This window comes from Chryseobacterium sp. BGARF1, assembly GCF_001677955.1.
GTDB lineage: Bacteria > Bacteroidota > Bacteroidia > Flavobacteriales > Weeksellaceae > Chryseobacterium.
On sequence record NZ_LELA01000108.1, the window covers coordinates 22,965 to 47,884 of the forward strand.

A 24,920-nucleotide genomic window follows, 5' to 3' on the forward strand; every position below is an offset into this window, starting at 1 on the left:
TAAAAATCATTATATGAAGGAGAAAACCATCGTATGTATTTCGTGCTATTATAAAGGTTACGATTTTATGGATGAGATGAAAAAACTCGGCAATAAAATCATCCTCGTAACATCGGAAAATTTAAAAGAAAAAAACTGGCCATGGCACGCTGTCGATGAAGTTTTCTATATGCCGGAGATAAAACCTTCGGTCTGGAATCTCGATCATCTTATTCAGGGATTTTCTCACTTGATGAAAACCCGGAAAGTAGACGCTGTAATCGCTTTGGATGATTATGATGTTGAAAAAGCTGCACTGATTCGTGAGACATTTCGTATTCCCGGAATGGGACAGACAACGCACCGTTATTTCAGAGATAAACTCGCCATGCGCCAAAAAGCAAAAGATTCCGGCATCAATGTTCCTGAGTTCACTGCTGTATTTAATGATCAGGAAGTAAAAGATTTTACGGAAAAAGTTTCTCCACCCTGGGTTTTAAAACCACGTTCTGAGGCTTCAGCTTCAGGAATCAAAAAATTAAAAACTCAGGAAGAGCTTTGGAATGCCTTGGAAAAACTGGGTGAAGAAAGACATTTATTTCTTCTCGAAAGCTTTAAACCGGGCGACGTTTACCATGTAGACAGTTTAACATTCAATAAAGAAATTGTTTTTACTTCTGCTTCAAAGTACCTAGCTCCACCGATGCAGGTTTCTCATGAAGGCGGGGTTTTCAGAACCAAAACTCTTGGAAGATATTCTGATGAATTTAAAGCTTTAGAAGAAGCTAATGCAAAAGTTTTAAACAACTTTGGTTTATTGAATGGTGCTACTCATACAGAATTCATTCGTGGTAAAGAAGACCGAAAATGGTATTTCCTGGAAACTTCCTCAAGAGTTGGAGGCGCCCATATCCCAGATTTGGTAGAAGCTTCGAGCAACATTAATATTTGGCGTGAATGGGCAAAAATTGAAGATGCACTATTAAGAGGAAATCATTACGAAGTTTCAAAACCGACTGGATATTATTCGGGATTGATTGTTGCGCTGATTAAAGATTTAGCTCCCAATTATAAAGATTTTGAATGTGAAGAAGTCGTGAAATTTCTTCCTATTGATTATCATGTAGGAATTGTTTATAAATCGAAAGATTCTGAAATTGTTCAGAACAGACTCGATTCTGCAGCTGAAAAGATTCATGCAGAGATGCTGAATGTACTTCCCCCGAAAGATAAACCATCAAGCTAAGATGTTAGATGTTAGATTTTAGATTTTAGATTTTAGATTTTAGATGCAAAATTATTAACTATTACTCATTACTTATCAATTATAAAAAATATGCCACATATAGAACATACAGATTATTATTCTAATATATTAGGAACAAGCCTTAAAGTGGAAGTTACCGGACATTATGGTCATCCGATCATTATGTTTCCGACTTCACAGGGTTTATACACTCAAAATCACGATTTTCATCTCAACAGCAGTATCAACTGGTTTATTGAACAGGGGAAAGTAAAATTATACAACGTTCAAACAATTGATGCGTGGACTTTTTATGATGAAAAAATTTCACCTCAACAAAGAATCAGAAATTATGAAAAATATGTACAATTTCTGATTCAGGAATTTGTTCCTTATATCCAAAAACTTCATCAGGTTCATCGTGTTGCAATCGCAGGAGCAAGTTTCGGAGGCTATCATGCTGCAAATTTTGCGTTTCGTTTTCCGGATGTTATCTCGCATTTATTCTGTCTTTCGGGAGCGTTCAGCATCAGAAATTTTATGGATGGATATGATGATGAACTCGTTTATTTTAACTGTCCGAGAGAATTTGTTAAAAATGATGAAGCCTGGAAATACAAACATATGCACATTGTTTTAAGCACTTCCGATGAAGATATCTGTAAAGATAAAAATGTAGAAATGGCAGGAATTTTAGCATCAAAAGGAATTGATTTCTGGTACGACGAAAAAAAATGGATTAATCACGACTGGCCACTTTGGAGAATGACTTTTCCAACATACATCGGCGCATTTTTTTAAATTAAAACAACTCAAATATTAATATTAAATCATTAAAAAAACAAATTATGGCAAAAAAAGTAGGAATTTTATTCGGGATGGAAGATACATTTCCGTGGGCATTTATTGATAAGGTAAACGAACTTGGAGGTGGAGAAGTAATCGCTGAAGCAGTAAATATTGATAAATTAGAACAAGGTGTAGATTATGGTTATGCTGTGATTATCGATAGAATTTCTCAAAATGTTCCTTTCTACAGGGCTTATCTGAAAAATGCAGCTTTAAACGGAACTTATGTAATCAATAATCCTTTTTGGTGGAGTGCAGATGAGAAATTCTTCAACAATGCTTTGATGTCAAAACTTGGAATTCCTTTACCTAAAACCGTTCTGCTTCCTTCACACGAAAGACCTACAGATACTTCAGAAACTTCATTCAGAAATCTAAAATTCCCACACGACTGGGACTATATTTTTGATTACGTAGGATTTCCTGCTTACATGAAACCTCACGACGGTGGTGGCTGGAAAAGCGTATACAGAGTAGAAAATCCGCAGGATCTTTGGGATAAACTGAGCGAAACAGAGCAATTGGTAATGATGGTGCAGGAAGAAATTGTTTTCCAGGATTATTACAGAGTGTATTGTTTAGGACAAAAATACGTTCACATCATGCCTTATGAGCCAAGAAATGCACCTCATCTGAGATATGAAACTACTCATCAAACAGAAGGTGAAGATTTAAAAAAATTACTGAAAACAATTCATGATTATACCATAAAAATGAATCAGGCTTTAGGATATGATTTCAACACCGTAGAATTTGCAGTAAGAGATGGAATTCCGTATGCAATTGATTTCTGTAATCCTGCTCCTGATGCAGATAAAAACTCTGTAGGAGAAGAAAATTTTGCTTGGATCGTAGAACACTCTGCAAAATTAGCCATTGAAAAAGCTAAAGAATACGTTCCCGGAAAACCAAATATTTCGTGGGGAACTTTTGTAAAAGACTCTGTAAAATAAAACCTAAAAAAACACTGAAAAAAAAATGCATCAATTTACAATAGGAATCGAAGAAGAATATCAGATTATCGATGTTGAAAGCCGCGATTTAATTTCTCATGTTTCAAAAATTATTGAAGGTGGAAAAGCTGTTTTAAGTGAAAATTTAAAACACGAAATGCACGAATCAATGATTGAAATGGAAACAGGAATTTGCCAGAATATTCAGGAAGCTCAGGCTGAACTCACCAATCTTAGAAGACATTTGATTAATACAGCTCACGAGCAGGGACTTCGTGTTTCTGGGGGTGGAACTCATCCTTTTTCAAACTGGGAACACAACACGATTACAAATGGTGAACGTTACAACAAAATCGTAGACGATATGGGCGATGTTGCCCGTGGAAATCTTATTTTCGGATTACACGTTCACATTGGAATTCCAAACCGTGAAGAAGGCGTAAGAATACAGAATGTAATGCGTTATTTTCTTCCGCATGTTTATGCGCTTTCCGTAAACTCCCCTTTTTGGATTGGAAGAAGCACAGGTTTTAAATCCTACAGGCAGGAAATTTTCGTAAAATTCCCCAGAACCGGAATTCCAAGTTACTTTAATTCGTTAGCAGAGTTTGACAGTTATGTTGATCTTTTGGTAAAAACCGGAACTATCGATAATGCCAAGAAGATCTGGTGGGATCTGCGTGTTCATCCGTTTTATCCGACTATTGAGTTCAGAATTTGCGATATGCCTTTAAGAATTGAAGAAACGGTTTGTCTGGCTGCAATTATGCAGAGTTTAGTGGCAAAAATCTATAAACTTCACCAGCAGAATTTAAGCTTCAGAAGCTACAGAAGATTGTTGCTTAACGAAAATAAATGGCGAGCTTCCAAAGACGGAATTCATTCTAAACTTATCGATTTTGGTAAAGAAGAGTCAGTTCCTTATCCTGATCTTTTAAAAGAACTTTTAGAGTTCATTGATGATGTTGTAGATGATTTAGGATGCAGAAAAGAAGTAGAATATGCCTGGAAAATTTTGGAAAACGGAACTGGTGCAGATAGACAATTAGCCATCTATAAAGAAACCGGCGATCTGAAGAAAGTCGTTGATTATATGATATCTGAGACCGAATACGGCATTACGCACAGTCAAACTGCTTTATAATAATTTCATAACTTTGCAGAAATTATGAGGTTATGAAAAATGTAAGAATTGCTTTGCTGGATATGAACAACAATCAGGCGAATCAAGGGTTTAAAAATATTAAAGAGATCTCTGAGAATTTCCAAAAGCAATCGGAAGAAAATATAAGCATTACAGGTTTTGATGTAAGACATAAAAATGAAATTCCAAACATTGAGGATTTTGACCTATTCATTTCTTCTGGCGGGCCAGGAGATCCGCATCGTGAAGGTTTTGAATGGGAGCAGAAATTTGCAGATCTTTTAGATGCAGTTTATAAACATAACAAACATAATGATTCAAAAAAGTATCTTTTTCTGATTTGTCATTCATTTCAATTAGCAAGTATTCATTGGGATTTAGGAAATATCTGTAAAAGAAAATCTTACTCTTTTGGAGTGCAGCCAATTCATAAAACGGAAGAAGGCGAAGAGGAATTTTTATTCAAAAACTTACCCGATCCTTTTTATGCCGTAGACTCCAGAGCGTATCAGTTTATTGAACCTAATGTAGAGCGTTTTGAAGAATTAGGTATGAAAATGGTGGCGATTGAAAAATCTCGTCCTCATATCGATTTGGAACGAGCAATTATGGCAGTTCGTTTTTCTGATGAAATTTTCGGAACACAGTTTCATCCTGAAGCTAATCCTGATGGAATGATTGAAAATCTGAAAGACGAGAAAAATAAAGAAGCGATGATTGAAAATTACGGTATGGAAAAATATCTGGAAACCGTGGACAGAATTAATGACGAAGACAAAATCGTTCTTACACAATCTCAGATTCTCCCTCGTTTTTTAAGCGATGCTAAGAAAAATATTTTGAAACAAAAGACGGCAACAGTCTGATAAAAAGTTCAAATAAAAAACAATTAAAATCGAGCAATACTGTTCGATTTTTTAAATCACAAAAGAAAAAAATTATGATCCCAAAATACAGAAAACAATTTAACGAAGAATTCACCAGCGAAAAGTATGATCAGATAAAAGCAATCTTAGAAGAAAAAAGTGGCATACAACCTACCTTCAGATTGTCTGAAAGTCCAATCTTTTTAACTCATGAATTCAAAGAAAAATTAGTTTCCGCAAGTGAAAGTATTATTGATCAGATCAAAAATTTCCCTGAAGGAACTTTAGAAAACTCGATTCCTGAAAATTGCCAAGTTCCCAACGATACCAAACAACCTCATTTTTTCACCATCGATTTTGGGATCTGCAGAAGTGAAAATGGTAAAATAGAACCTCAGTTGATAGAATTACAAGCTTTTCCTTCGCTGTATGCTTTTCAGAATGTTTATGAAGAGACGTTTCGTGAAGTTTACCCGTTTTTAGATCAATTGAAAAATAACATTTCAGATGAAGAGTATCAGAAACATTTATATGAACTGATAGTTGGTAAAGAAGATCCTGAAAACGTTATCTTGCTTGAGATTTATCCTGAAAAACAAAAAACAGCGATTGATTTTGCCTTAACCGAAAAACTTTTAGGAATAAAAACGGTTTGTCTCACTAAAGTAAAAAAGCAGGGGGATCAATTATTTTATGAGCGCAATGGTGAACTGATCAGAATTACAAGGATTTACAACCGTGTTATTTTTGATGAGCTTGATAATATTCCTGACCTTAAAACTGAGTTTAATTTCCGTGAAAACGTAGATGTTGAATGGGTGACTCATCCGAATTGGTTTTTCAAAATTTCTAAATATCTTTTGCCTTTGCTGAAGCATGAATTTGTTCCTAAAAGCTATTTCCTGCACGAATTCCCTGAAAATGAAAGCCTTGAAAATTTTGTTTTAAAACCTTTGTTTTCTTTCGCAGGAAGTGGTGTAAATCTAAATCCCACAAAAGAGATTACTGACGCTATTTCAGACAAAGAAAATTATATCTTGCAGCGAAAAGTAAATTATGAACCTATTTTTGAAGATATCAACGGAGATTTTTCAAGAGCAGAGATCCGTTTACTTTATATCTGGAAAGAAAATGAAGAGCGCCCAATTTTACTTCAAAACCTTTCAAGAATGACAAAAGCCGCGATGGTAAATGTAGATTTTAACAAAAAGGACGCAATCTGGATTGGAAGTTCGCATGCGTTTTTTGGAGAATAAAACATATTAGAAATGAATAGAAAAATTAAACTTTCTTTTTTATTGGTATTAAGTTTAAATTCTTTAATCTTTTCTCAAGAAAATGAAGTTTCGTTGAAAACTCAGGCAAAACAATTTTCGCTTGATTTCGTTAAAACTTACTTTCAAAAAGGTTGTAAAAACTATGATCTTATTTCTAATTCTGTAATTATTCTTGATGGAGATGGCATTGTAGAAAAGAAAAAATTTAAAGATAAACTCTGTGAATCATTTAATTCTGCAATTCGTAATAAATCTAAAACTTACAAAGATTATATAGACAATTACATAATTGAAGTTTATACACCTCAAGAACTTATAGAAAAAAGTGGAGTTAAGCTTCCAGGATATTATGTTCCAACTGAAACTGATTATTTTTTCTGTGGCAATAAACTAAAAGATGAAAATAATGAGAATTTCATTTGGGATGACATGTTTATTTTTATGGTTAGAAAAGAAAATAACACTTGGTTTTTTAAAGGTGCAAGTGGATAAAATTTAATCTTAATTTATTTATATAATGCAAAAAACCTCAGAAATCCTGAGGTTTTTTGCATTATATAAATATTATCTTAAATCCTATCATCCTCAAGCAATTCTCTCGCCTGATAATCCTGAACAAGGTCAATTGCATTAGAAATCACATCACTTAAAGCGGTAATAAAAGTACCATCTTCTGCCATTCCCATTGCGTGTTTCAGTGCATCAATTTCTTTAGGAATCGTCTCATAACTTACATCTTTTCCTGAAGATTGCATTCCGTCGATAATCAAACTGTTGATTTCTTCTTCTGTTCTTCCACGAAGGTGTTTTTCGTTTCTGATAATGATATGATCAAACATTCTACCGGCAATTTTTCCGCACAGTCTGATATCTTCATCTCTTCTGTCTCCCACACCGGAAATAATTCCGATTTTCTTGGTAGATTCTACATTTTTAAGATAATCTTCAATCGCTTCGTAACCTGCAGGATTGTGTGCAAAATCTATTAAAACTTTAAAGTTTTTAAATTTAAATACATTCAGTCTTCCCGGGGTCAACTGTGCACTTGGAATAAATGTACGAAGTGAATTGGAGATATCTTCAATCCCAAAACCATAAAGATAACAAGCCAAACTCGCTGCCAAAACGTTATCTATCATGAATTTTGCCTTTCCTTCCATCGTGATCGGGAAATCTTTTACTTTTCCAATCCTGATTTTCCAGTCTCCCTTTTTAATGGTTACATAGCCTTCTTCGTAAACGCAGGTTGTACGCCCTTCTTTAGCGAATTTTTTGATGTATTCATTATTTTCATCCAAACTAAAAATAGCAACATTACTCGGCAAATCGTTGATGATTCTCATAGAATACTCATCTTCAGCATTCAAAACGCTCCATCCGCTTTTCTTTACGCTGTCGAGTACTACCCTTTTTACTTTGGTTAAATCTTTCAGATTGTGAATATCATTCATTCCTAAATGATCTTCTTTAATATTGGTCAAAACCCCGATATCACACTGTCCGAAACCTAAACCAGAGCGAAGAATCCCTCCTCTTGCCGTTTCTAAAACCGCAAATTCTACGGTTGGATCTTTCAAAATAAATTCAGCAGAAATAGGACCCGTTGTATCCCCTTTCGTCAACATCGTATTCTGAATATAAATTCCATCTGATGTGGTAAATCCTACTCTATAACCGTTACTTTTTACAATATGTGAAATTAATCTTGTCGTGGTTGTTTTTCCATTAGTTCCTGTAACTGCAATAATCGGAATCGTAAAAGGTTTTCCTTGCGGATACAACATATCCACAACCGGAGCTGCAACGTTTCTCGGAAGACCCTCACTTGGAGCTAAATGCATTCTGAAACCAGGTGCTGCATTGACTTCTATAATTGCTCCGCCGCTTTCTTTCAAGGGTTGCGTAAGGTTTTCTGCCATAATATCAATTCCGCAGACATCTAAACCGATGATTTTTGAAATTCTTTCAGCCATTGTGATATTTTCAGGATGTACCATGTCGGTTACATCAATCGAAGTACCTCCTGTAGAAAGGTTGGCCGTAGATTTTAGATAAACAATTTCCCCTTTTTGAGGAACAGTTTCTAAAGTATATTGAAGTTTTTCAAGTAATTCTAAAGTATCTTTATCAATGGTGATTTCAGTTAATACATTTTCATGACCGTATCCTCTTCTCGGATCTTTATTTTCTTTTTCAATTAATTTTTCAAGATTAGATTCACCATCACCCACAACATGGGCAGGAACTCTTCTCGCTGCCGCAACCATTTTATTATTGATTACTAAAACTCTGAAATCATATCCGGTAATGTATTTTTCAACAATTACTTTTTTTGAATATTTTTGAGCATGTTCCAAGCCTGTAAGCGAAGAAACCCAATCGTTAACATTGATCGAAGAACCTTTTCCATGATTTCCATCTAAAGGTTTTATTACAATAGGATATCCAATTTTTTTGATGACTCTCTGTAGATCTTCTTCATCTACAATTAGATCCCCCATCGGAACAGGAATTGCTGCATCGTGAAGCATTCTTTTCGTCAATTCTTTATTACATGCGATATCTACAGCAATCGAGCTTGTATTTCCCGTAATTGTCGCCTGGAATCTTTGTTGATTAACACCATAACCTAACTGTACCAAAGAATTACTCCCCAATCTTATCCACGGAATTTTTCTTGAAACCGCTTCTTCTACAATACTTCCTGTAGAAGGCCCCAATCTTACACGTTCTCTAATTTCTTTCAGTTTTTGAATACAGGCATTGATATCGTATTCTTTATTTTCAATTAAAGCTAAAGCAATTTCTACCGCCTGTTCAGCAGCATAAACCCCTGCATTTTCTTCAATATAATCAAATACTACGTTGTAAACCCCGGGAGATTTTGTTTCACGTGTTCTTCCAAATCCGGTTTCCATCCCCGCCAAAGTCTGAATTTCTAATGCGATGTGTTCGATTACATGCCCCATCCATGTTCCAGTCTCTATTCTATGAAAAAAACCACCTCTCGTTCCTTCTGAGCAACGGTGACTAATGAGCGAAGGCATAAGCTGCTCTATTCTTTCCCGAAAACCTTCAATTTTATTCGTAGGAAAATCTTCCATTTCTTCCAGATCCAAACGCATCTGTATCAGCTTCTTTCTTCTTATGCTCCAGATATTCGGACCACGCAAAGCCTGTATTTTCTCAATTTTCATATGCAGCTACTTAATTTTTTTTCCATTTGTCATCTAGAATCACCAATTTTAAAATTATAATATAATAATTAAAAAAATTATAATCTCATAGTTTTTTCTATGCCTTAATTACTTTAATAAAAACATCTTTCTAAATCAAAGATAATGCAAAACCATAAACAAAACCATAGCGTTATTAAAGATTTATTAAAAAAATACAATTTCTGTAATCGATTAAAAGTCAAAGGAAATACGTTAAAAATGGGTTTACATTGCATTAACAATTTATTATTTTTTAAATTTGCAAGCTATGAAACCTGTTGGAAAATTAATTATTATCGGTGGAGCTGTGAATAAAGGCAGCTTTTCTGAGACCGATTACGATCAGAATGTCGAAAAAAATCTTAACTTTTTTGAAAGAGGAATTTTAAGAAAGATTATTACTGAATCTAAAAACAAAGAAAATTCTGTAATTGAGGTTGTGACCACTGCGTCGCAAATCCCTCAAATTGTTGGTGCCGAATATAAAAAAGCTTTTGAATTTTTAGGAGCTAAAAACGTCAATATTTTAGATATTCATAACCGTGAAGAAGCCAATTCGGATGCTATTGTTGCAAGAGCAAATGCAGCAGATGTTGTGATGTTTACAGGAGGAGACCAATTAAGATTAACCTCTATTTTGGGAGGCACAAGATTTCACGATGCTATTTTACTAAAATATCAAGAGCAGGATTTTATCTATTCCGGAACTTCAGCTGGAGCCGCCGCAGCTTCTGAGAATATGATTTATCAAGGGAGCAGTTCTGAAGCTTTATTGAAAGGTGAAATTAAAACAACTCAAGGTTTAGGCTTGATTGACAACGTTATTGTAGACACCCATTTCGTACAAAGAGGAAGAATCGGAAGACTTTTTCAGGCGGTGGTAAATAATCCCAGAACTTTAGGAATCGGTTTAGGTGAAGACACAGGGCTTTTCATTCATAATGATACAATGACCGCCGTAGGATCTGGTTTAGTAATTATTGTTGATGGAAGATTTATTAAAGATACTAATCTTACCAACATCAATTTAGGCGAACCTATCTCAATAGATAATCTTACCGTACACGTCATGTCGATGAATGATCATTATGATCTGACGACAAGAAAACTAACGATAGAGAATTCGCAGTTTAATCCGATACCTCAAACATAAAATAATCATTGATAATCGATAAATAATAAATGATTTTAATTTTTAATTTCAAATCAAATTATTTAAAATCGAAGATTTAATATCAATTATCATCTATCAATCATCAACTATAATTTTTATGAAAATCATTATCCACGGAGGTTTTTTCTCGGAGAGCGATCAAAGCCACGAAGTAAAAGTTGCCAAACAAAATTCTTTAAAAAACATCGCTGAAAAGGCATATCAATATTTAAAGACCCATTCTGCAGTAGATACGGTTGCGTATGCAGTTTCTCTTTTGGAAGACGATGAACTGTTTAATGCAGGGATCGGTTCGCAAATTCAAAGCGACGGCGTTATCAGAATGAGCGCAGCTTTGATGGATGGTGAAACTCAGAAAATGAGTGGTGTTATCAATATCCAGGATGTGAAGAATCCTATTTTTGTGGCGAAAGAACTAATGAAAGAAGACGACCGTGTTTTAGGAGGAAACGGAGCTAAAATTTATGCTGATAAAAACGGATTTGAAAACTTCTCCACTGAAATTCCTCAAAGAAGAAAAGAATATGAAGCTAAACTAAAAACCGGAGGAAAAGGAACTGTTGGTTGTGTTGCCATCGATAAAAACGGAAAATTAGCTGTTGCCACTTCTACTGGAGGAAAAGGTTTTGAGATCCCGGGAAGAATTTCAGATTCTGCAACGGTAGCCGGAAATTATGCCAACGAATTTTGCGCGGTAAGCTGTACCGGAGTGGGTGAAGATATTGTAAGCAATGCGACCTCAGCCAAAATTGTAACCAGAGTAACCGACGGGATGAATTTGAAAGAAGCTTTTGACAAAACTTTTGCAGAACTAAAAACAATTGATGGTTTTGCAGGAGCTATTGCTATTGATAAAAACGGAAATATTTATCATCAAGACTCTTATCCAACAATGGTCTTTGCAAGTTTTGATGGAAATCAGTTTGAAATTTTTAAATAATTTTAACATTTATTTATTATTCCTAAAATATTTTTGGCACACATTTTACATAGTTACTAGTAACAAAATTTTAATATTACAACCTTTAAAAATCAGAAATCATGGGAAATAAGACAAACGGAATATTAGCTTTATTAGGACTAGGCGCTTTAGCATACTGGAAATACAAAAAATCTACTCCAGAGCAGCAGCAAGCTGTAAAAGATAAAATCAATTCTGCGAAAGATAATTTGAACCAATGGGGAAATGATTTGAAAGATAAAGCAAATGAAGTGGCTTCCCAGGCTCAAAGCAAATTTGACGAAGCAAAATCAAAAGTAGAGGATTCTGCATCAAAATTATAAAATTTGAATCAACAAACTTAGATATTCATTTTTTAACATTCATATAAAAAAAGTCATCATTACGATGACTTTTTTTGTGCTGAAATGGCATAAACCATTGGTATTTTATTCCCAAATTTCTCTGTACGCCATTTTCCTTTTTCAAACTCCACAATGTGCTTAAAACAAGGATAAGGAGACCAATCGAATTCCTGAAATTGATTGATTACTAAATTTTTATTGATTAAATTCTGCATTACTTCTGATAATGAATGATTCCACATTACATAATCTTCTACTAGATCAGCAGAAAAATCAGCATACGTTCCTTCATAAGTTTCTGCAATAGGTTTTTCATTGAAATAATTATACGCAATATCTTTAAAATCATCATCAAACATCCAAACTACAGGATGAAATTCTGCCATGATAAACTGTCCGTCAGGTTTTAAAAAATGATTAATCACACCCGCCCACTTTTCAAGATCAGGAAGCCAGCCTATTGTGCCATAACTTGTAAAAACAATATCAAATTTTTCGTTTAAAACATTAGGTAAATCATAGACATCAGAGCAGACAAACTCTGTATCTGTGTTGCATTGTTTAGCTAAATCTTTTGCTGCTTCAATTCCTTTATCTGAAAGATCAATTCCGGTAACCTTTGCCCCCATTCTTGAGAGCGAAATAGAATCTTGCCCAAAATGACACTGCAGGTGCAGAATTGTTTTACCTTTTACATCTCCTAAAAGTTCTAATTCTATAGAATTTAAAGAAGTTCTTCCTTTTAAAAATTCATTTAAAAAATAGAAATCCGACTTTAAGTGTGGTTCTACTTTGGCATTCCAAGATTTTTTATTGATTTCTAAATAGTTTTCCATTGAGTTTTATTTAATGTAAATATAATTTTTTTTAAAACATTCATCGTTTATGGTTTCCCGTAAAAAAATACAAGAATGCCACTGTAGTTTTGAAGAAAATTAGAATACATAATTTCTTGTTTTTAGAGGAAAGAAAAAACAATATTATAAATACCAACCATGAGTAAAAATTCTTTAGGAGCATCAGATCTATTTTTGGGTGTGCTCGCAATATTATTAATCAGCGTGAGCTTTTATCAAACCTGGATCGGGCTTGAGCAGATTTTCGGCAATGCATCATTTGTAATCGCACTCGTGCTTTCTTTGCTGTTATTATTTCTTTGCTGGATGCTTCGGGCGGCAAAACTTGAGGGTAAATCTACAGGAAGTTTGGTAGGAATCTATGTTTTCATTGCGTCATTTTGCTTTATTGCAAATTTTAATGCTTTGTACACGAGGTTTATGCGAACAGATATTTACAGTACTGAATTAAGAACCTTAAACGAAGATTTTAACAATTTGGAAACAAATATTGAATCTAAATTAAGCTACAAATACCCAAAAGAGACGGCAAGAAATATAGAAATCAAGAAAAAACAGCTGATGGCACAGATTGTAGATCCCGCAAACCAGGGAATCGGCTCAAGAGCACAATCATTAATCAGAGATATTGAAAAAATGACGGGGCAAAAAGTTGATTTATTAACCCCAGTAGGGCAAGATTATGAAGATTTAGCATTGCGAATGGGAAGTCAAATAGACAATATGGTCATGGATCTATCACCTGATGAGAGAAACTTAAAATCAGACATCAATAACTCTGTTCTAAAATGGAATAAAAAAACACAGGAATTTTTAGCTCTAAGTAAAAAAGATAAAGATGATTTGGCACAAACTCTTATTGACAATGCATTAACCGATTACAATAAATTAGGAAGCAGAGCAAGTAATGTTTTGGGAGAAGATAAATTTAAATTTGAAATGCTTTCTTCTAAAACTCAGGATGTAGGTAAAATAGGATATGCTTTTGAGCATGCTATAAAAAATTTCGGGATGTATCAGTTTGTCGTTTTAGCGGGATGTATTCTATTAGATTTCGTCATTGTAATTATTATTTTGTTGGTGACAAGCCCAGATAACAGAACCAATAACAGTGTTTTAGGAAACAGGAAAAAAGGCAGAACATTAATCCCAAATAAATAAACTACCATGATACATAACGACAAACCTTTCTCTTTCGACAACTATGATATCGACAACGATTTTAAAAAATTCGATGATTTTAATGAGCCTCAAAACGAGATTGTAGTGAATGAAAACATCTACACCCATCCTGAAATAGAGGAAGATGGTTTTGTTCCCACTTCAAACGGCAGTACAACTACTGTGAAAAATAAAGACAGTAATTTCGTTTTCTTTTACGGAACATCTGCTTCAGGAAAATCGGTTATATTGTCTGCCGTTCTATATTATCTTAATTCTTACGCTGGAGTTTTAAGACCCAAACTGGGAAGCCCAAATTCCAGGGAGGCTCAAATTTTATTGGCTGATTTTTTTGAAAATATTAAAAAAGGTATTCTTCCGAACCGAAGCACAAGAGATCAGGTTACAAGATTAGATTTTGTATTTGATCCGAATAATCAATCGAAAAAAGTTCCTTCTATTAATATTTCATTTTTAGAAACAGCAGGTGAAAATCATAACGAAATCTCACGAGGAGGAAAATACCATGCAGATATTGAAGCATACCTAAATTCTGACATCCCTTTGAATTTTCTTATTGTAACAAGCTATGACAAAGCACATAATGAAGACTCTAAAATTGTAGAATTCTTAGATTACCTGGAAAAAAAAGGGAAAAATCTAAAAAATGTAAATGTACTTCTCGTAATTTCCAAGTGGGATAAATCTGGAAATACAGGTGTAGACAATGAGCAACATCTAGAAAATTTCATTAGCGAGAGATTGAGTATGACCAATAACAGAATTGACACTTATAACCTCAGCAAAACTTATTTTACAATAGGAAACGTACAAAATCAGGCTGGAATTGAAAAAATAACGCTCCTAAATCTGGAGTCGGCAGAAGTGATTGCAAAGTGGCTGTATCATAATATTGTTGGTTACGATTTAGATTATGAAGGTACTTTCTGGGAAAAAATAAAATTTAACTTTTCAAAATAAATGAAAAATATAAATGTCTTTGGTTATGCAACATTTGGAACACCGAATGGCTTTACACAATCCTGTATTTATGGAAACAAAAATTTAGAAAAAGCTCTAAAAACTTTCGATTTAAAAACAGACGCTATACAATTATTATCTCCCAATGACCGTATTTACTCGATTAGAAAAGAGGGTATTGCAGATAAATTTATTATCTCTTATTCTGTTTACACTTATGCAAAAGAAAAAAACTCTAACAGAAGCGGAACCTTCATAGGTACAAGTCTGGTTTTTACCAATGAAATTTTACCTGAGAATTTAATTTTAAGTTCTCTTCATGATGTTCATCAAAGGCTGAAAAATAATAATGTCAGTAATAATATATTGACAATTAATCATTCTAAAGATTTCAATATTGAAAATATATTCTCTAAAGATTTTGAAAAACTGGAACATCAAACTCATCAATTGAATGTTCTTGAATGGGAAAATTCCGGAAAAAATCTGGTTGTTTTCATACCAAAATTTGGAAATAACGAAATTCAGAATTTATTTAAAAAATCGTTTGAGCTACTTCCCAAATATGACACAATCTTTTTTATTGACAGTAAAGAAATTGCTGAATTCGTATCTCAGAAAAGGCTTTTTAGAATCATTGATAAAAATGGTTTGGATCAGGAAATTCAAATCTTAGAAGAAGAAAGAAAGCAGAAAATCACAAATGCTATTTCTCGCTTAGAAAGAGAAAAAGAAAAACTGGAAGAAGAACAAAAAAAAGAACTTGACAATCTGAAAAAGCAAATTGCTCAAGGCGAACAAAAACATTCTGAAAATCAAAAAAAAATAGAAGAATCAAAAAGTAATTTAACTTCTTTGGATCATCATTATAATAATTTTTCGAATAAAATTCCAGCTTTAGTTTCTGCCTTAAATTCAGGAAAACACCTCGAAGAAGTAACTCATTCTTTTAAACAATTGGAGAGAGAGTTTAATGACGAAAAGAGAAAATTACGAACTTCTCTTCAGATATCATCACTGTCAAATTCGGATGCAAACAATCGTGTATCTCCATATTCAAATCCTTATCAAAGAGATTCAAATGATAGAAGTACTGAAAGAAGTACTGAAAGAAGTGATAAAAATAGAAATTTTGGAACTTTAGCGATTATTTCAATCATTATAAATCTTCTATTCGTTGGAGGAACTACCTATTTTTATTTCATGCATTACGAAGAAGTAAAAGAAATGGTTCCACAAGAAATTATTACTGAAGAACCTACCATTGAAAAAAATACTGATGTAGCAGAAAGCAAATTAAACCCTTTGCCCAATGATTTTGCAAAAGATGAAAATAACAAAAAACTGATTTTAGACCTGCTTGTCGAAAACAATACAAACATTGAGAAAACGGTGGAACTTATTTTTGAAAAAAATAAAATTATAAAAGATGTTTACCAATTTCAAAAAGATGACTATGCTGAAGAATTAATTAAACAAAACCCAGGTGCATTTGGCTCAAATAAAATATTGCAAAAGAAAGATTCGCTACTTAAAATTCCTTTTTTTCTGTTAAGGTAAGCGAAAATATTTCACCAAGCACTGCTACTTTTAACTAAAATAATTTTTCATCTATGCATTTATCATACTTTTTTCGAAAATAAAAATCTCAAAAGAAGCATAATATCTACAAAAAGAATGATTTAATTAATAGTTTTACCATTATAATTAACATTAATGTAACATATTGTTGAAAAACTTAAATATTACTTAAATTAATATAAAAAATTAGGTTTATTTCAAAAAACTATGTTAAATTTGTCGCAAACTAAGAGCTAAAAACTAAATAAACAACGGTATTCCTAATTATTGAATCAAATAAAAATCTACAATTTTATATTTTCTTTTTCTTTACGTTTTGATTAATTTATTTAAATCAAGGCTGCAATTGTATTTATTTTTTTTCAACAAAAATTACTTTTTGTTTACGACATAAGAACAGCTTGAGATTAGTTTTTTTTAGTAAAAATTTTAGAAAAAATTATGACAGCAATTTTAGAAAAAAGTCAGGTTATCAAAATATTTTCAGATGCTAAAAGCAATGACACTAGTTATACTTTGGGTGTCAATTGGGGGAAAATAGAAATGCAGAAGCGTAATTTTTTAGGAATAAAAACGAAAAAAGATGGATTAGACATAGATCTAGACCTAACTTGTATTATGTTTGATGCTCAAAAAAAAGCAGTCGACTGGATCTATTCTCCGAAATACAACAGCTGGCTTATTCACCATAATTTCCCTTTAGGTAAATACCATTCAAAAGACAATGCTTTTCATCATTTTTATGAAACAGTAACTGATAATTCTCAGTACAAAAAAACGATAAAAATAAATCCTCAAAAAATAGAAAATGAAATAGAAACAGTCTTTTTTTATTTAAGTATTGATCGGAGAAAAATGAAGGAAACCGATTTTTCATTAGTAGAATCTGTCAATTTAAAGATTAATGAAGATGTAAAAGCCAATAAAGCATTAATTGATTTTAGCATTAATTCTAATGATAATCATAAAAATAAGGGAATTTTAGTTTTAGGAAAGCTTTTTCGTGAAGATAATGAATGGAAATTTAAAGCGATGGGACAAGCAATTGATGAACAAAAATTTATTAAACTTACTCGTGGATTTTAATATTCTATTGTAGATAAACTATTCTTTTATTTTCTAAAACGATTATTTGAAATCCTGTGATAACTTTACAAAATTATTACAGGATTTTGTTTGTTAAAAACTAACAAAGCATTTGCAGAGCAGAGTTTTTAGATTTCATAAACTTTTGAATTTATCATTTCTTTTGATACTTTTGCAGCAAAAAAACATATAAGTTTTTTTGTCGTGTACTACGAAAATTAATTTAAGACCTACAAAAGGCGAAAATATTAATTTAAATAATGTAAAGGCAATCCATGATTAATTATACTTTTCAGAAAATTTATTCTGTAGATTTTGGAAGTATTAAAAGTGGATAACAATGATAATGTAATTATATTTAAATGATTTATAAAACTTTTCTTCTCTTCCTTTTTCCAATTATAATTTTTTCACAAAACAAATCTTACAAAGTAATCGGAGTAAAAGACGGTGATACTGTGGAGATATTAATGGATGGAAAACCACAAACTGTGAGACTTTCGAATATTGATTGTCCTGAAAAAAAACAACCATTCGGAAACAACGCAAAGCAGTTTGCTTCAGATTTGTGTTTTGGAAAAAAAATAAAACTTTCTACCGGCTGGAAGAAAGACCGAAATAAAAGATTGCTTGCCGAAATTATATTATCAAACGGAAAAAATCTTAATAAAGAACTTGTAAAAAATGGTTTTGCTTGGCATTACAAAAAATATTCTAAAGACAACAGCTATGATGATTTAGAAAAGTATGCAAGAAAACTGAAATTAGGATTATGGATTGATAAGAGCCCAACAGCACCTTGGGAATGGAGAAAATCTCGAAAGAAATCTTCGAAACAAACTTTATCTACAATTGCTAAAAGCAAATAACACAAAAAATTCCGGCTTTTTCGAGCCGGAATTTTAATATTTTATCTAAAATCATCCAAAAAACTGATTCATCAATCTCTTCAATTGTAAATCTCCGAATCCATAAACAGGATATTTCTGATTGAAGATTGTGAAAACTTCTTCAAAAGTTTCTGCATTCTTTTGAATATCTATTATTTGACTTTCCAAAGCTCCATTAAATCTGTTTTCGCTTGCAACAATCAATTCTTCAAAATTTCTCACAATTTCAGATGAGGTCTCTTTTGATAAATTATTCTGTTGAAAATCTGCCCAAAGATTTGAAATTAATTTTCGTTCTTTATCATTAATCTCTTTTGCCGAATGAAATAGTTCCAGCAAATCATTTTCTTCACTTTCTGCAAATCCTTTTTCTGTTTCTTTTGGGAAAATTCTAAAAATCTTTGTTTTATGTAAATTCAAACTCGAAATTAAAAACCAAAAATTTAACTGACAAAACAAATCGTCTTCAAACCAGAAAAATACAGCAGAACCCTCAGGAATATTTTGCATTTTCTGAAATTCTTTTACCACCAATTCATTATAATTACTTTCTGAATCGTAATTTTCTGCGATAAATTTCTTACGATTTTCAAAAAAATCATCTTCAGAAACAGGTCCGTCAATTAAAGCTTCACGCCAGATAATACTTTCACCTTCCAAATTTTTTGAAAATTTTTCGGCTAAACAATCGCCATTCAGAATGTGAAAAATATTCATCTGCAAAGAATTTATGAATTAAGAAACTCTTCCAAAGAAACTGTTTTTTGTTCACCAGCTTCTAAGTTTTTAAAAGTAACCGTATTGTTTTTCAACTCTTCTTCACCTAAGAATACAAGGTTTTTAATTCCTTTCTTTTCAGCGTAAGTGAATTGCTTATTGATCTTTGCACTTTCAGGATACAGCTCTGCAGAAATTCCTTTTTCTCTTAATTGGATGATTAATTTTAAAGCTTCCGAAGTTTCTTCGCCTCCAAAATTAGCAAATAGATATTCTACATTTGATGCAGCTTCTTCAGGGAAAAGATTCAACTCTTCCATTACCAGATAAATTCTATCTAAGCCAAAAGAAATTCCGATTCCGGGAACATTTTTCACCCCAAAAACTTCGGTTAGGTTATCATATCTTCCACCACCACCGATGGAACCCATTTGCGCTTCATCTGCTTTTACTTCAAAAATTGCTCCGGTGTAATAATCTAAACCACGCGCCAAAGTAATATCAAAAACAAGATTCTGAATATCGACACCCAGATTTAGAGATTGAGTAATCACAAATTCAAGTTCTTCAACACCTTTCAAACCGATTTCATTTCCTGCAAATTTTTCTTTCAGCTGAAGAAGATTTTCCAAAGCATCATTAGACTGATTGAAAAGGAAATCTAATTTATCAATTGATTCCTGAGAAATATTTCTTTCTAAAAGTTCCTTCACTACTCCATCCTTTCCGATTTTGTCTAACTTATCTAAAGCAACTGTGAAATCGATCAGCTTATCTGTAATTCCCGCATATTCTGCCAAACCTGAAAGAATTTTTCGGTTGTTGATATGAATGGTTACTGAAACTTTTAACTGAGCAAAAGATTTTAAATACAATTGCACCAAATCTACTTCCTGATAAAGACTTTCGCTTCCTACAACATCAGCATCACACTGATAAAACTCTCTGAATCTTCCTTTTTGCGGACGGTCTGCTCTCCAAACCGGCTGAATTTGGTAACGTTTGTACGGAAATGTTAATTTCCCATGATTCATTGCTACAAATCTTGCGAAAGGTACCGTTAAGTCATAACGAAGCGCTTTATCTGTAAGACTTTCTGCGCTAAATGGTTTATCTAAAGCTTTCTGAAAATCGCTCAACATTTGAGTTTTCTTTTCTTCTTTAGCTTCGTTGATGCTTGAGTTTAAAATTTTAAAAATCAAACGGTCTCCCTCTTCTCCGTATTTTCCGGTTAATGTTGAAAGATTTTCAAAACTTGGGGTTTCTAAAGGCTGAAATCCAAATAATTCGAAATTCTTCTGTAATATATTGATGATGTATTTTCTTCTTGAAACTTCCAGCGATGTAAAATCTCTCGTTCCTTTTGCTAAGCTTGGCTTCATATGATATGGGTAATGAATAATAAGTAATTGATTGCAAAAATAAGGAATTGAAAGGACTTTTAAATCAATAAAAAAGCCGTAGATCTTATTTCTGCGGCCTTCACTTTCATCATTTGTGTTTTAGTGTTTTCATTTTACACGCTTTCAAGGATTTCTAAGATCTCTTCGCCATAGTTTTCGATCTTATGTTTTCCGAAACCTTTGATGTCGAGCAGCTCTTCTTTTTTCGCAGGTTTATATTTGGCAACGGATACTAGTTCTTTATAGGTCGCAATAAAATAGGTAGGAAGATTTTGCTCTCTTGCTTTCTCAGAGCGCCAAAGTTTCAGCGCATCCAGAATTTTTATTTCGTCATTATTCAGAACTTCGTCTTCTGCAGAATATTTTACAGGTTTAGGATCTTTTACACTCGTTTTATTAATGGCAGATTCTACATCATTAAAATACAATACCACCGACCAAAACTGTTCGTCGTGTACAAATGCAGTTTCAGATTTAATAATTTCATGATCTTCAAGAAAATGATCTATTACTTTTTGGTCTTCATGCAGAAATTCATCTGCGATCCTGATCTTTAAAACTTTTATTTTCATCATTTGTGATTTTAAAGTTGAACAATAATTTATTTGATCACCTGTTTTGATCCTACAATTATTTTGACGCAAAGTGCGCAAAAACTCCTTTATAACTTGCTGTTTTTAAGTTAAAAACAGTGTAACCTTACCAAAAAACTGAAAGTTTATCGTAAAAAATGTAGGTTGATAAACAGATATTATTTACTTCCCAAAAGCATAAGTTCATCTACTCTGATCTCGGTAATATATCTTTTCACACCGTCTTTATCGTCGTATGATCTGTACGTTAATTTTCCTTCAACAGCGATCTCTTTTCCTTTTGGAACATATTTCTGAAAGATCTCAGCCGTTTTTCCAAAAGCAACCAGATTGTGCCATTGTGTTTCTTCTACTTTCTCACCTTTTGCATTGGTGTAATGATCGTTTGTAGCCAGTGAAACTGAAATTTTCATTCCTCCGTTTTCGAAGTTTACAGTTTCTACTTCTTTTCCTGTGAAACCGATCAAGGTTACTTTGTTTCTTAGTGACATAACTTTATATTTTTAAGATTAGCGATTTAAATAAGAGACGTTCACTTGTTTTCTCAAATCTCTGTTGCAAAGATTCATCAGATTGCAAAAATTAGTCGGTAATAAACTATTTAAATTCGTTTGTAGTCGTTTGAAAACGACTAAGGATGAAATGTATTTTTATAACTCATTTTGGATGATTGATTTTATTATATTTGATATAAGTAGAAATTACTTAAAAAACAGATTATGAAATTAAAGTTTACAACATTTTTATTATCAACAATAAGTTTTTCTTTTGGGCAAACCACCGAAAAAATAATAATCCCCAATGGAGTTGTTTATAATTATGCGAGTCATAAAATAAATGAAAAAGTAAAAAAATTGATTGCTGAAAGTATTTCACAGAAAGATTATTATTCCATTTTGGACAAAAGTTTAATAATTGGACCAACTTTATGGAATAGATTTCAGAATATTGAAAGTTTAAAAGGTATTCCCGGAAATGTTGTCTTTCACATAGATGATATGAAAGTTGATGGAAAAATGAGCCAAGATTTGGACGATTCAAAAAAAATTTGGAACGAAGTAAAAAAAGAAATTTCTGGAGATTATAAAATCAGAAAAGCAAATGAAGATGAGTTGAAATATTATTGGTCAACAATATCATTTGACATTGAAGAGCCATTATTTATTCTTGAAACAGAGCACCATAATTACATTCTTAATTTTTTGAAAACAAACATGAAGCTATTATGGATTGACGAATTTCCAATTAAAAAATCTTATTACAATCCCATTGATAATGGAACATACAAAACAGACGGAAGTTTTAAAATCTACCAAAGTGGGAACGAAGTTTATATGACAGATAAAGGAAATAAAGAAACTAAACTTGAAAAGGTTATTTTATTAAGCAGTGATATAGATTTGAAAAACAATTCTTCTGTTGAAGATTTAAGTCTAATTGTTGATAAAACAAATAAAATTTTTGAAGAATTATTTAAAAACTCAGATAAATCAGGAAAAATTATTGTTCAGTTTGAATTAGGTAAAAACAAAAATGAAATTCAGTTTGCAGTTAGAGATGATTTGGATTTAGAAATAATGAAAACTTTTGAAGAACGTTTATATTTGGAAAAATATCCAAATTCAAAAAAAGATACAATCAAATTTCAGTTAGTTTATAAAGTTAATTCTTATAATGATATTAATTAAAAATATGAATAAATTTATAATTATTTAAAATTCAACTCCCTCCTAAAATTAGAATGTTGCGTCGCCGTAAAATAATCACAGAAAATCTGATAAACCGCAGAATTGGTATGACTTGCCTTAATTCCTAACTGAATGTAGATCTGCAAAATCTGATGTGACAAACTTTCAACTAAACCTGAAGAATGATCGTGAATTTCTGATTGCTTTTCCTGGTTTATACATTGAGATTCGCTTAATAAACATTCAATTTCATTGGCAAATTCAATCACTTTTACCATTGCATCTTCTATTTTTTTATCGAAAAAGTTTAAATCAAGATGAGGTCTAATTTTAATGGCTTCTTCAGAAAAATGAGAAGCCATTCCGAGGTAATTGACCAATAAAGTGAGATCTGCAAAAATCCTGAACGGAATTTTATCTAAAACATCATCCGTAAAAAACTCATCATAAATAAAACTATGATCCTCAGAAACTTTTACATTATCAACTTTAAAAGAATAGGTACCGGTTGCTTTCATTCCCATCGATTTCCAATTCGGAATAATTTCAGCGTGATCTTTAGAGATCACGAATGACCTAATAATTTCTAAACCCGATTCGTCAAGCAAAGGATCTCCATTTTCAGTCAGGGTAGCATTTAAAGTAAAGTGACTTAAATGGGGAGTGCCTGTTGCAAAATGCCAAAGTCCGTTGATCAGAAAAGTTCCATCGGTTTGTTTTTCGGCTGTTCCGCCAATCATCCCGCTTCCGCCAAAACAGGTTTTTGAATTGGAAAAAAGCTCTTTAGCAATATTTGGTTTTAAATTTCTTGAAAAAAAATTAGCACCCGAACATAAAGTGAGCATCCAACCTAAACTTCCATCAATTTTTGACCAATCAAAAAGTACTTGTAAACCATGATTTAAACGAGATCCCAATCCGCCATACCTTTTCGGGACCCAAATCTGAAGCAATCTTTCATGATGAATCTGATCAATGATCGACTTTGGAACTTCAGAAGCTCCATGCATTTTTTCTCTTATTTCTTTAGGTGTAAACATTCCTTTTTATCTATCTCTTAATAATTAAAAAGATTAATCTCCTTAATTTAAATGGGACTTTATAATTCTTGTTTTTTCAACGCAAAGTTTTATTTCTGTATGTTTATTATTTAAGAGGTAAAGAATAGTCAATAAAATTGATTCTAAGCATATATTTTCAAGCTTCATCAGCAACGAAGTTGCCATCTTTGCTCCTTTAAAATATGTGTTTTTTTTTAAGTAAACCTTTGCGTTTAATTATTTCTCGCTGATTTAACAGATTAAGTTGATTCAAAGACTTAAATATCGATTCGTTTAAGCATTTTAATTAAACAATAACCGATTTAGATCTAATACTTTTCCTCCATTCCAAATAACCAGAAATTGCGACGATGAACAAGAAAGCCGTCAAAACTGCATACAAATAAAGGCCTTTATGAATCAACAAAGGGATTGCAATAATGTTGCTGATGTTGAGTAAGATCCAGTTTTCAATCTTTCTTCGAGCCATCAACCACATTCCTGACCAAGCAAAAGCACTGACCAAAGAATCCAAGATCGGAACATCAGAATCGGTAAAATTCGTCAGAAAAAAATAGAAAATACTAAAGGTTCCAATCACAATTCCTGCGGTAATTAATTTTTCATTATTGGTCGTTTCAGAAATTGTTGTTTCGGATTTTCTTTTTCCAAACTTCCAATACAACCATCCATAAATACTCATTACCAAATAGTAAAGATTGAGCGTAAACTCTGCGTAGAGCTTAGATTGTATCATCACGTAAAGCGTTAGTGAAATCCCTGCAATACCGAAAAGATAATTATTCGAATTATTTTTTCTTGCCAATAAAACCTGAAATACTGAAAAGAAGACCCCAAGCCATTCTTGCCATGTTGTCTGTTGTAAAATGTCCTGCATCAAATTAACTTATA

24 protein-coding genes are annotated in these 24,920 nt (G+C 32.5%); 16 read left to right on the forward strand and 8 right to left on the reverse strand.

Features of this window, described 5'->3' with window-relative positions:
- Positions 1-13: 13 nt before the first annotated feature.
- The 7 genes from AB671_RS19070 (at position 14) to AB671_RS19100 (ending at position 6,806) form a co-directional block, all read left to right on the forward strand.
- A complete protein-coding gene (locus AB671_RS19070) occupies positions 14-1,225 on the forward strand; it encodes an acetyl-CoA carboxylase biotin carboxylase subunit family protein (RefSeq protein WP_066676932.1) in 1,212 nt (403 codons plus the stop codon).
- Between the two features lie 90 nt (positions 1,226-1,315).
- Positions 1,316-2,026 (forward strand): alpha/beta hydrolase-fold protein, encoded by a 711-nt coding sequence (locus AB671_RS19075; protein ID WP_066676937.1) that lies wholly within the window; start codon positions 1,316-1,318, stop codon positions 2,024-2,026.
- 47 nt (positions 2,027-2,073) lie between these two features.
- Positions 2,074-3,027 carry a RimK family alpha-L-glutamate ligase gene (locus AB671_RS19080; protein ID WP_066676939.1) on the forward strand — a complete coding sequence of 318 codons (954 nt, stop codon included), beginning with the start codon at positions 2,074-2,076 and terminating at the stop codon, positions 3,025-3,027.
- 25 nt (positions 3,028-3,052) lie between these two features.
- Positions 3,053-4,171, forward strand: coding sequence for a carboxylate-amine ligase (locus AB671_RS19085; RefSeq protein ID WP_066676940.1), 1,119 nt, complete (start codon positions 3,053-3,055; stop codon positions 4,169-4,171).
- A 32-nt stretch (positions 4,172-4,203) separates the two neighbouring features.
- Positions 4,204-5,037, forward strand: a complete 834-nt coding sequence (locus tag AB671_RS19090) for a type 1 glutamine amidotransferase (RefSeq protein ID WP_066676947.1) — start codon at positions 4,204-4,206, stop codon at positions 5,035-5,037.
- A 74-nt stretch (positions 5,038-5,111) separates the two neighbouring features.
- Entirely contained in the window at positions 5,112-6,293 is a 1,182-nt protein-coding gene (locus tag AB671_RS19095; protein WP_066676949.1) for a hypothetical protein, read from the forward strand.
- A gap of 12 nt (positions 6,294-6,305) precedes the next feature.
- Positions 6,306-6,806: a hypothetical protein gene (locus tag AB671_RS19100; RefSeq protein WP_066676951.1), complete on the forward strand. Its 501-nt coding sequence runs from the start codon at positions 6,306-6,308 to the stop codon at positions 6,804-6,806.
- Positions 6,807-6,883: 77 nt separating this feature from the next.
- Here the strand turns inward: AB671_RS19100 and cphA are convergent, their stop codons facing one another.
- Positions 6,884-9,511 (reverse strand): cyanophycin synthetase, encoded by a 2,628-nt coding sequence (gene cphA / locus AB671_RS19105; protein ID WP_066676953.1) that lies wholly within the window; start codon positions 9,509-9,511, stop codon positions 6,884-6,886.
- Between the two features lie 289 nt (positions 9,512-9,800).
- On the opposite strand from cphA, the gene AB671_RS19110 reads away from it, so the two are divergent.
- The 3 genes from AB671_RS19110 (at position 9,801) to AB671_RS19120 (ending at position 11,990) form a co-directional block, all read left to right on the forward strand.
- Complete coding sequence (locus tag AB671_RS19110) at positions 9,801-10,685, forward strand: cyanophycinase (RefSeq protein ID WP_066679208.1); 885 nt, start codon at positions 9,801-9,803, stop codon at positions 10,683-10,685.
- A 118-nt stretch (positions 10,686-10,803) separates the two neighbouring features.
- Entirely contained in the window at positions 10,804-11,646 is an 843-nt protein-coding gene (locus AB671_RS19115; protein ID WP_066679207.1) for an isoaspartyl peptidase/L-asparaginase, read from the forward strand.
- Between the two features lie 101 nt (positions 11,647-11,747).
- A complete protein-coding gene (locus AB671_RS19120; protein ID WP_066679202.1) occupies positions 11,748-11,990 on the forward strand; it encodes a YtxH domain-containing protein in 243 nt (80 codons plus the stop codon).
- A 59-nt stretch (positions 11,991-12,049) separates the two neighbouring features.
- Here the strand turns inward: AB671_RS19120 and AB671_RS19125 are convergent, their stop codons facing one another.
- A complete protein-coding gene (locus AB671_RS19125; protein ID WP_066679200.1) occupies positions 12,050-12,847 on the reverse strand; it encodes a class I SAM-dependent methyltransferase in 798 nt (265 codons plus the stop codon).
- Between the two features lie 159 nt (positions 12,848-13,006).
- On the opposite strand from AB671_RS19125, the gene AB671_RS19130 reads away from it, so the two are divergent.
- From AB671_RS19130 to AB671_RS19150, 5 genes are all read left to right on the forward strand, one after another.
- Entirely contained in the window at positions 13,007-14,029 is a 1,023-nt protein-coding gene (locus AB671_RS19130) for a hypothetical protein (protein ID WP_066679198.1), read from the forward strand.
- 6 nt (positions 14,030-14,035) lie between these two features.
- Positions 14,036-15,010, forward strand: coding sequence for a hypothetical protein (locus AB671_RS19135; protein WP_066679193.1), 975 nt, complete (start codon positions 14,036-14,038; stop codon positions 15,008-15,010).
- Entirely contained in the window at positions 15,011-16,570 is a 1,560-nt protein-coding gene (locus AB671_RS19140) for a hypothetical protein (protein WP_066679191.1), read from the forward strand.
- A gap of 462 nt (positions 16,571-17,032) precedes the next feature.
- Positions 17,033-17,677, forward strand: coding sequence for a TerD family protein (locus AB671_RS19145; protein ID WP_066679189.1), 645 nt, complete (start codon positions 17,033-17,035; stop codon positions 17,675-17,677).
- A gap of 362 nt (positions 17,678-18,039) precedes the next feature.
- A complete protein-coding gene (locus tag AB671_RS19150) occupies positions 18,040-18,546 on the forward strand; it encodes a thermonuclease family protein (protein ID WP_066679187.1) in 507 nt (168 codons plus the stop codon).
- Positions 18,547-18,597: 51 nt separating this feature from the next.
- Here the strand turns inward: AB671_RS19150 and AB671_RS19155 are convergent, their stop codons facing one another.
- From AB671_RS19155 to AB671_RS19170, 4 genes are all read right to left on the reverse strand, one after another.
- Positions 18,598-19,284 (reverse strand): DUF1835 domain-containing protein, encoded by a 687-nt coding sequence (locus AB671_RS19155; protein WP_066679185.1) that lies wholly within the window; start codon positions 19,282-19,284, stop codon positions 18,598-18,600.
- 11 nt (positions 19,285-19,295) lie between these two features.
- A complete protein-coding gene (gene hisS / locus AB671_RS19160; RefSeq protein ID WP_066679182.1) occupies positions 19,296-20,666 on the reverse strand; it encodes a histidine--tRNA ligase in 1,371 nt (456 codons plus the stop codon).
- Between the two features lie 134 nt (positions 20,667-20,800).
- A complete protein-coding gene (locus AB671_RS19165) occupies positions 20,801-21,262 on the reverse strand; it encodes an HRDC domain-containing protein (RefSeq protein WP_228390948.1) in 462 nt (153 codons plus the stop codon).
- Positions 21,263-21,438: 176 nt separating this feature from the next.
- Positions 21,439-21,771 (reverse strand): single-stranded DNA-binding protein, encoded by a 333-nt coding sequence (locus AB671_RS19170; protein ID WP_066679178.1) that lies wholly within the window; start codon positions 21,769-21,771, stop codon positions 21,439-21,441.
- Positions 21,772-21,999: 228 nt separating this feature from the next.
- Between AB671_RS19170 and AB671_RS19175 the strand changes: the two genes are divergently transcribed.
- A complete protein-coding gene (locus AB671_RS19175) occupies positions 22,000-22,968 on the forward strand; it encodes a hypothetical protein (RefSeq protein ID WP_066679177.1) in 969 nt (322 codons plus the stop codon).
- Positions 22,969-22,988: 20 nt separating this feature from the next.
- Here the strand turns inward: AB671_RS19175 and AB671_RS19180 are convergent, their stop codons facing one another.
- Together AB671_RS19180 and pnuC are read right to left on the reverse strand one after the other, a co-directional pair.
- On the reverse strand, positions 22,989-24,008 hold the full coding sequence (locus AB671_RS19180; RefSeq protein WP_066679176.1) for a hypothetical protein: 1,020 nt from the start codon (positions 24,006-24,008) through the stop codon (positions 22,989-22,991).
- Between the two features lie 307 nt (positions 24,009-24,315).
- Complete coding sequence (pnuC, locus tag AB671_RS19185) at positions 24,316-24,909, reverse strand: nicotinamide riboside transporter PnuC (RefSeq protein WP_066679173.1); 594 nt, start codon at positions 24,907-24,909, stop codon at positions 24,316-24,318.
- Between the last annotated feature and the right edge of the window lie 11 nt (positions 24,910-24,920).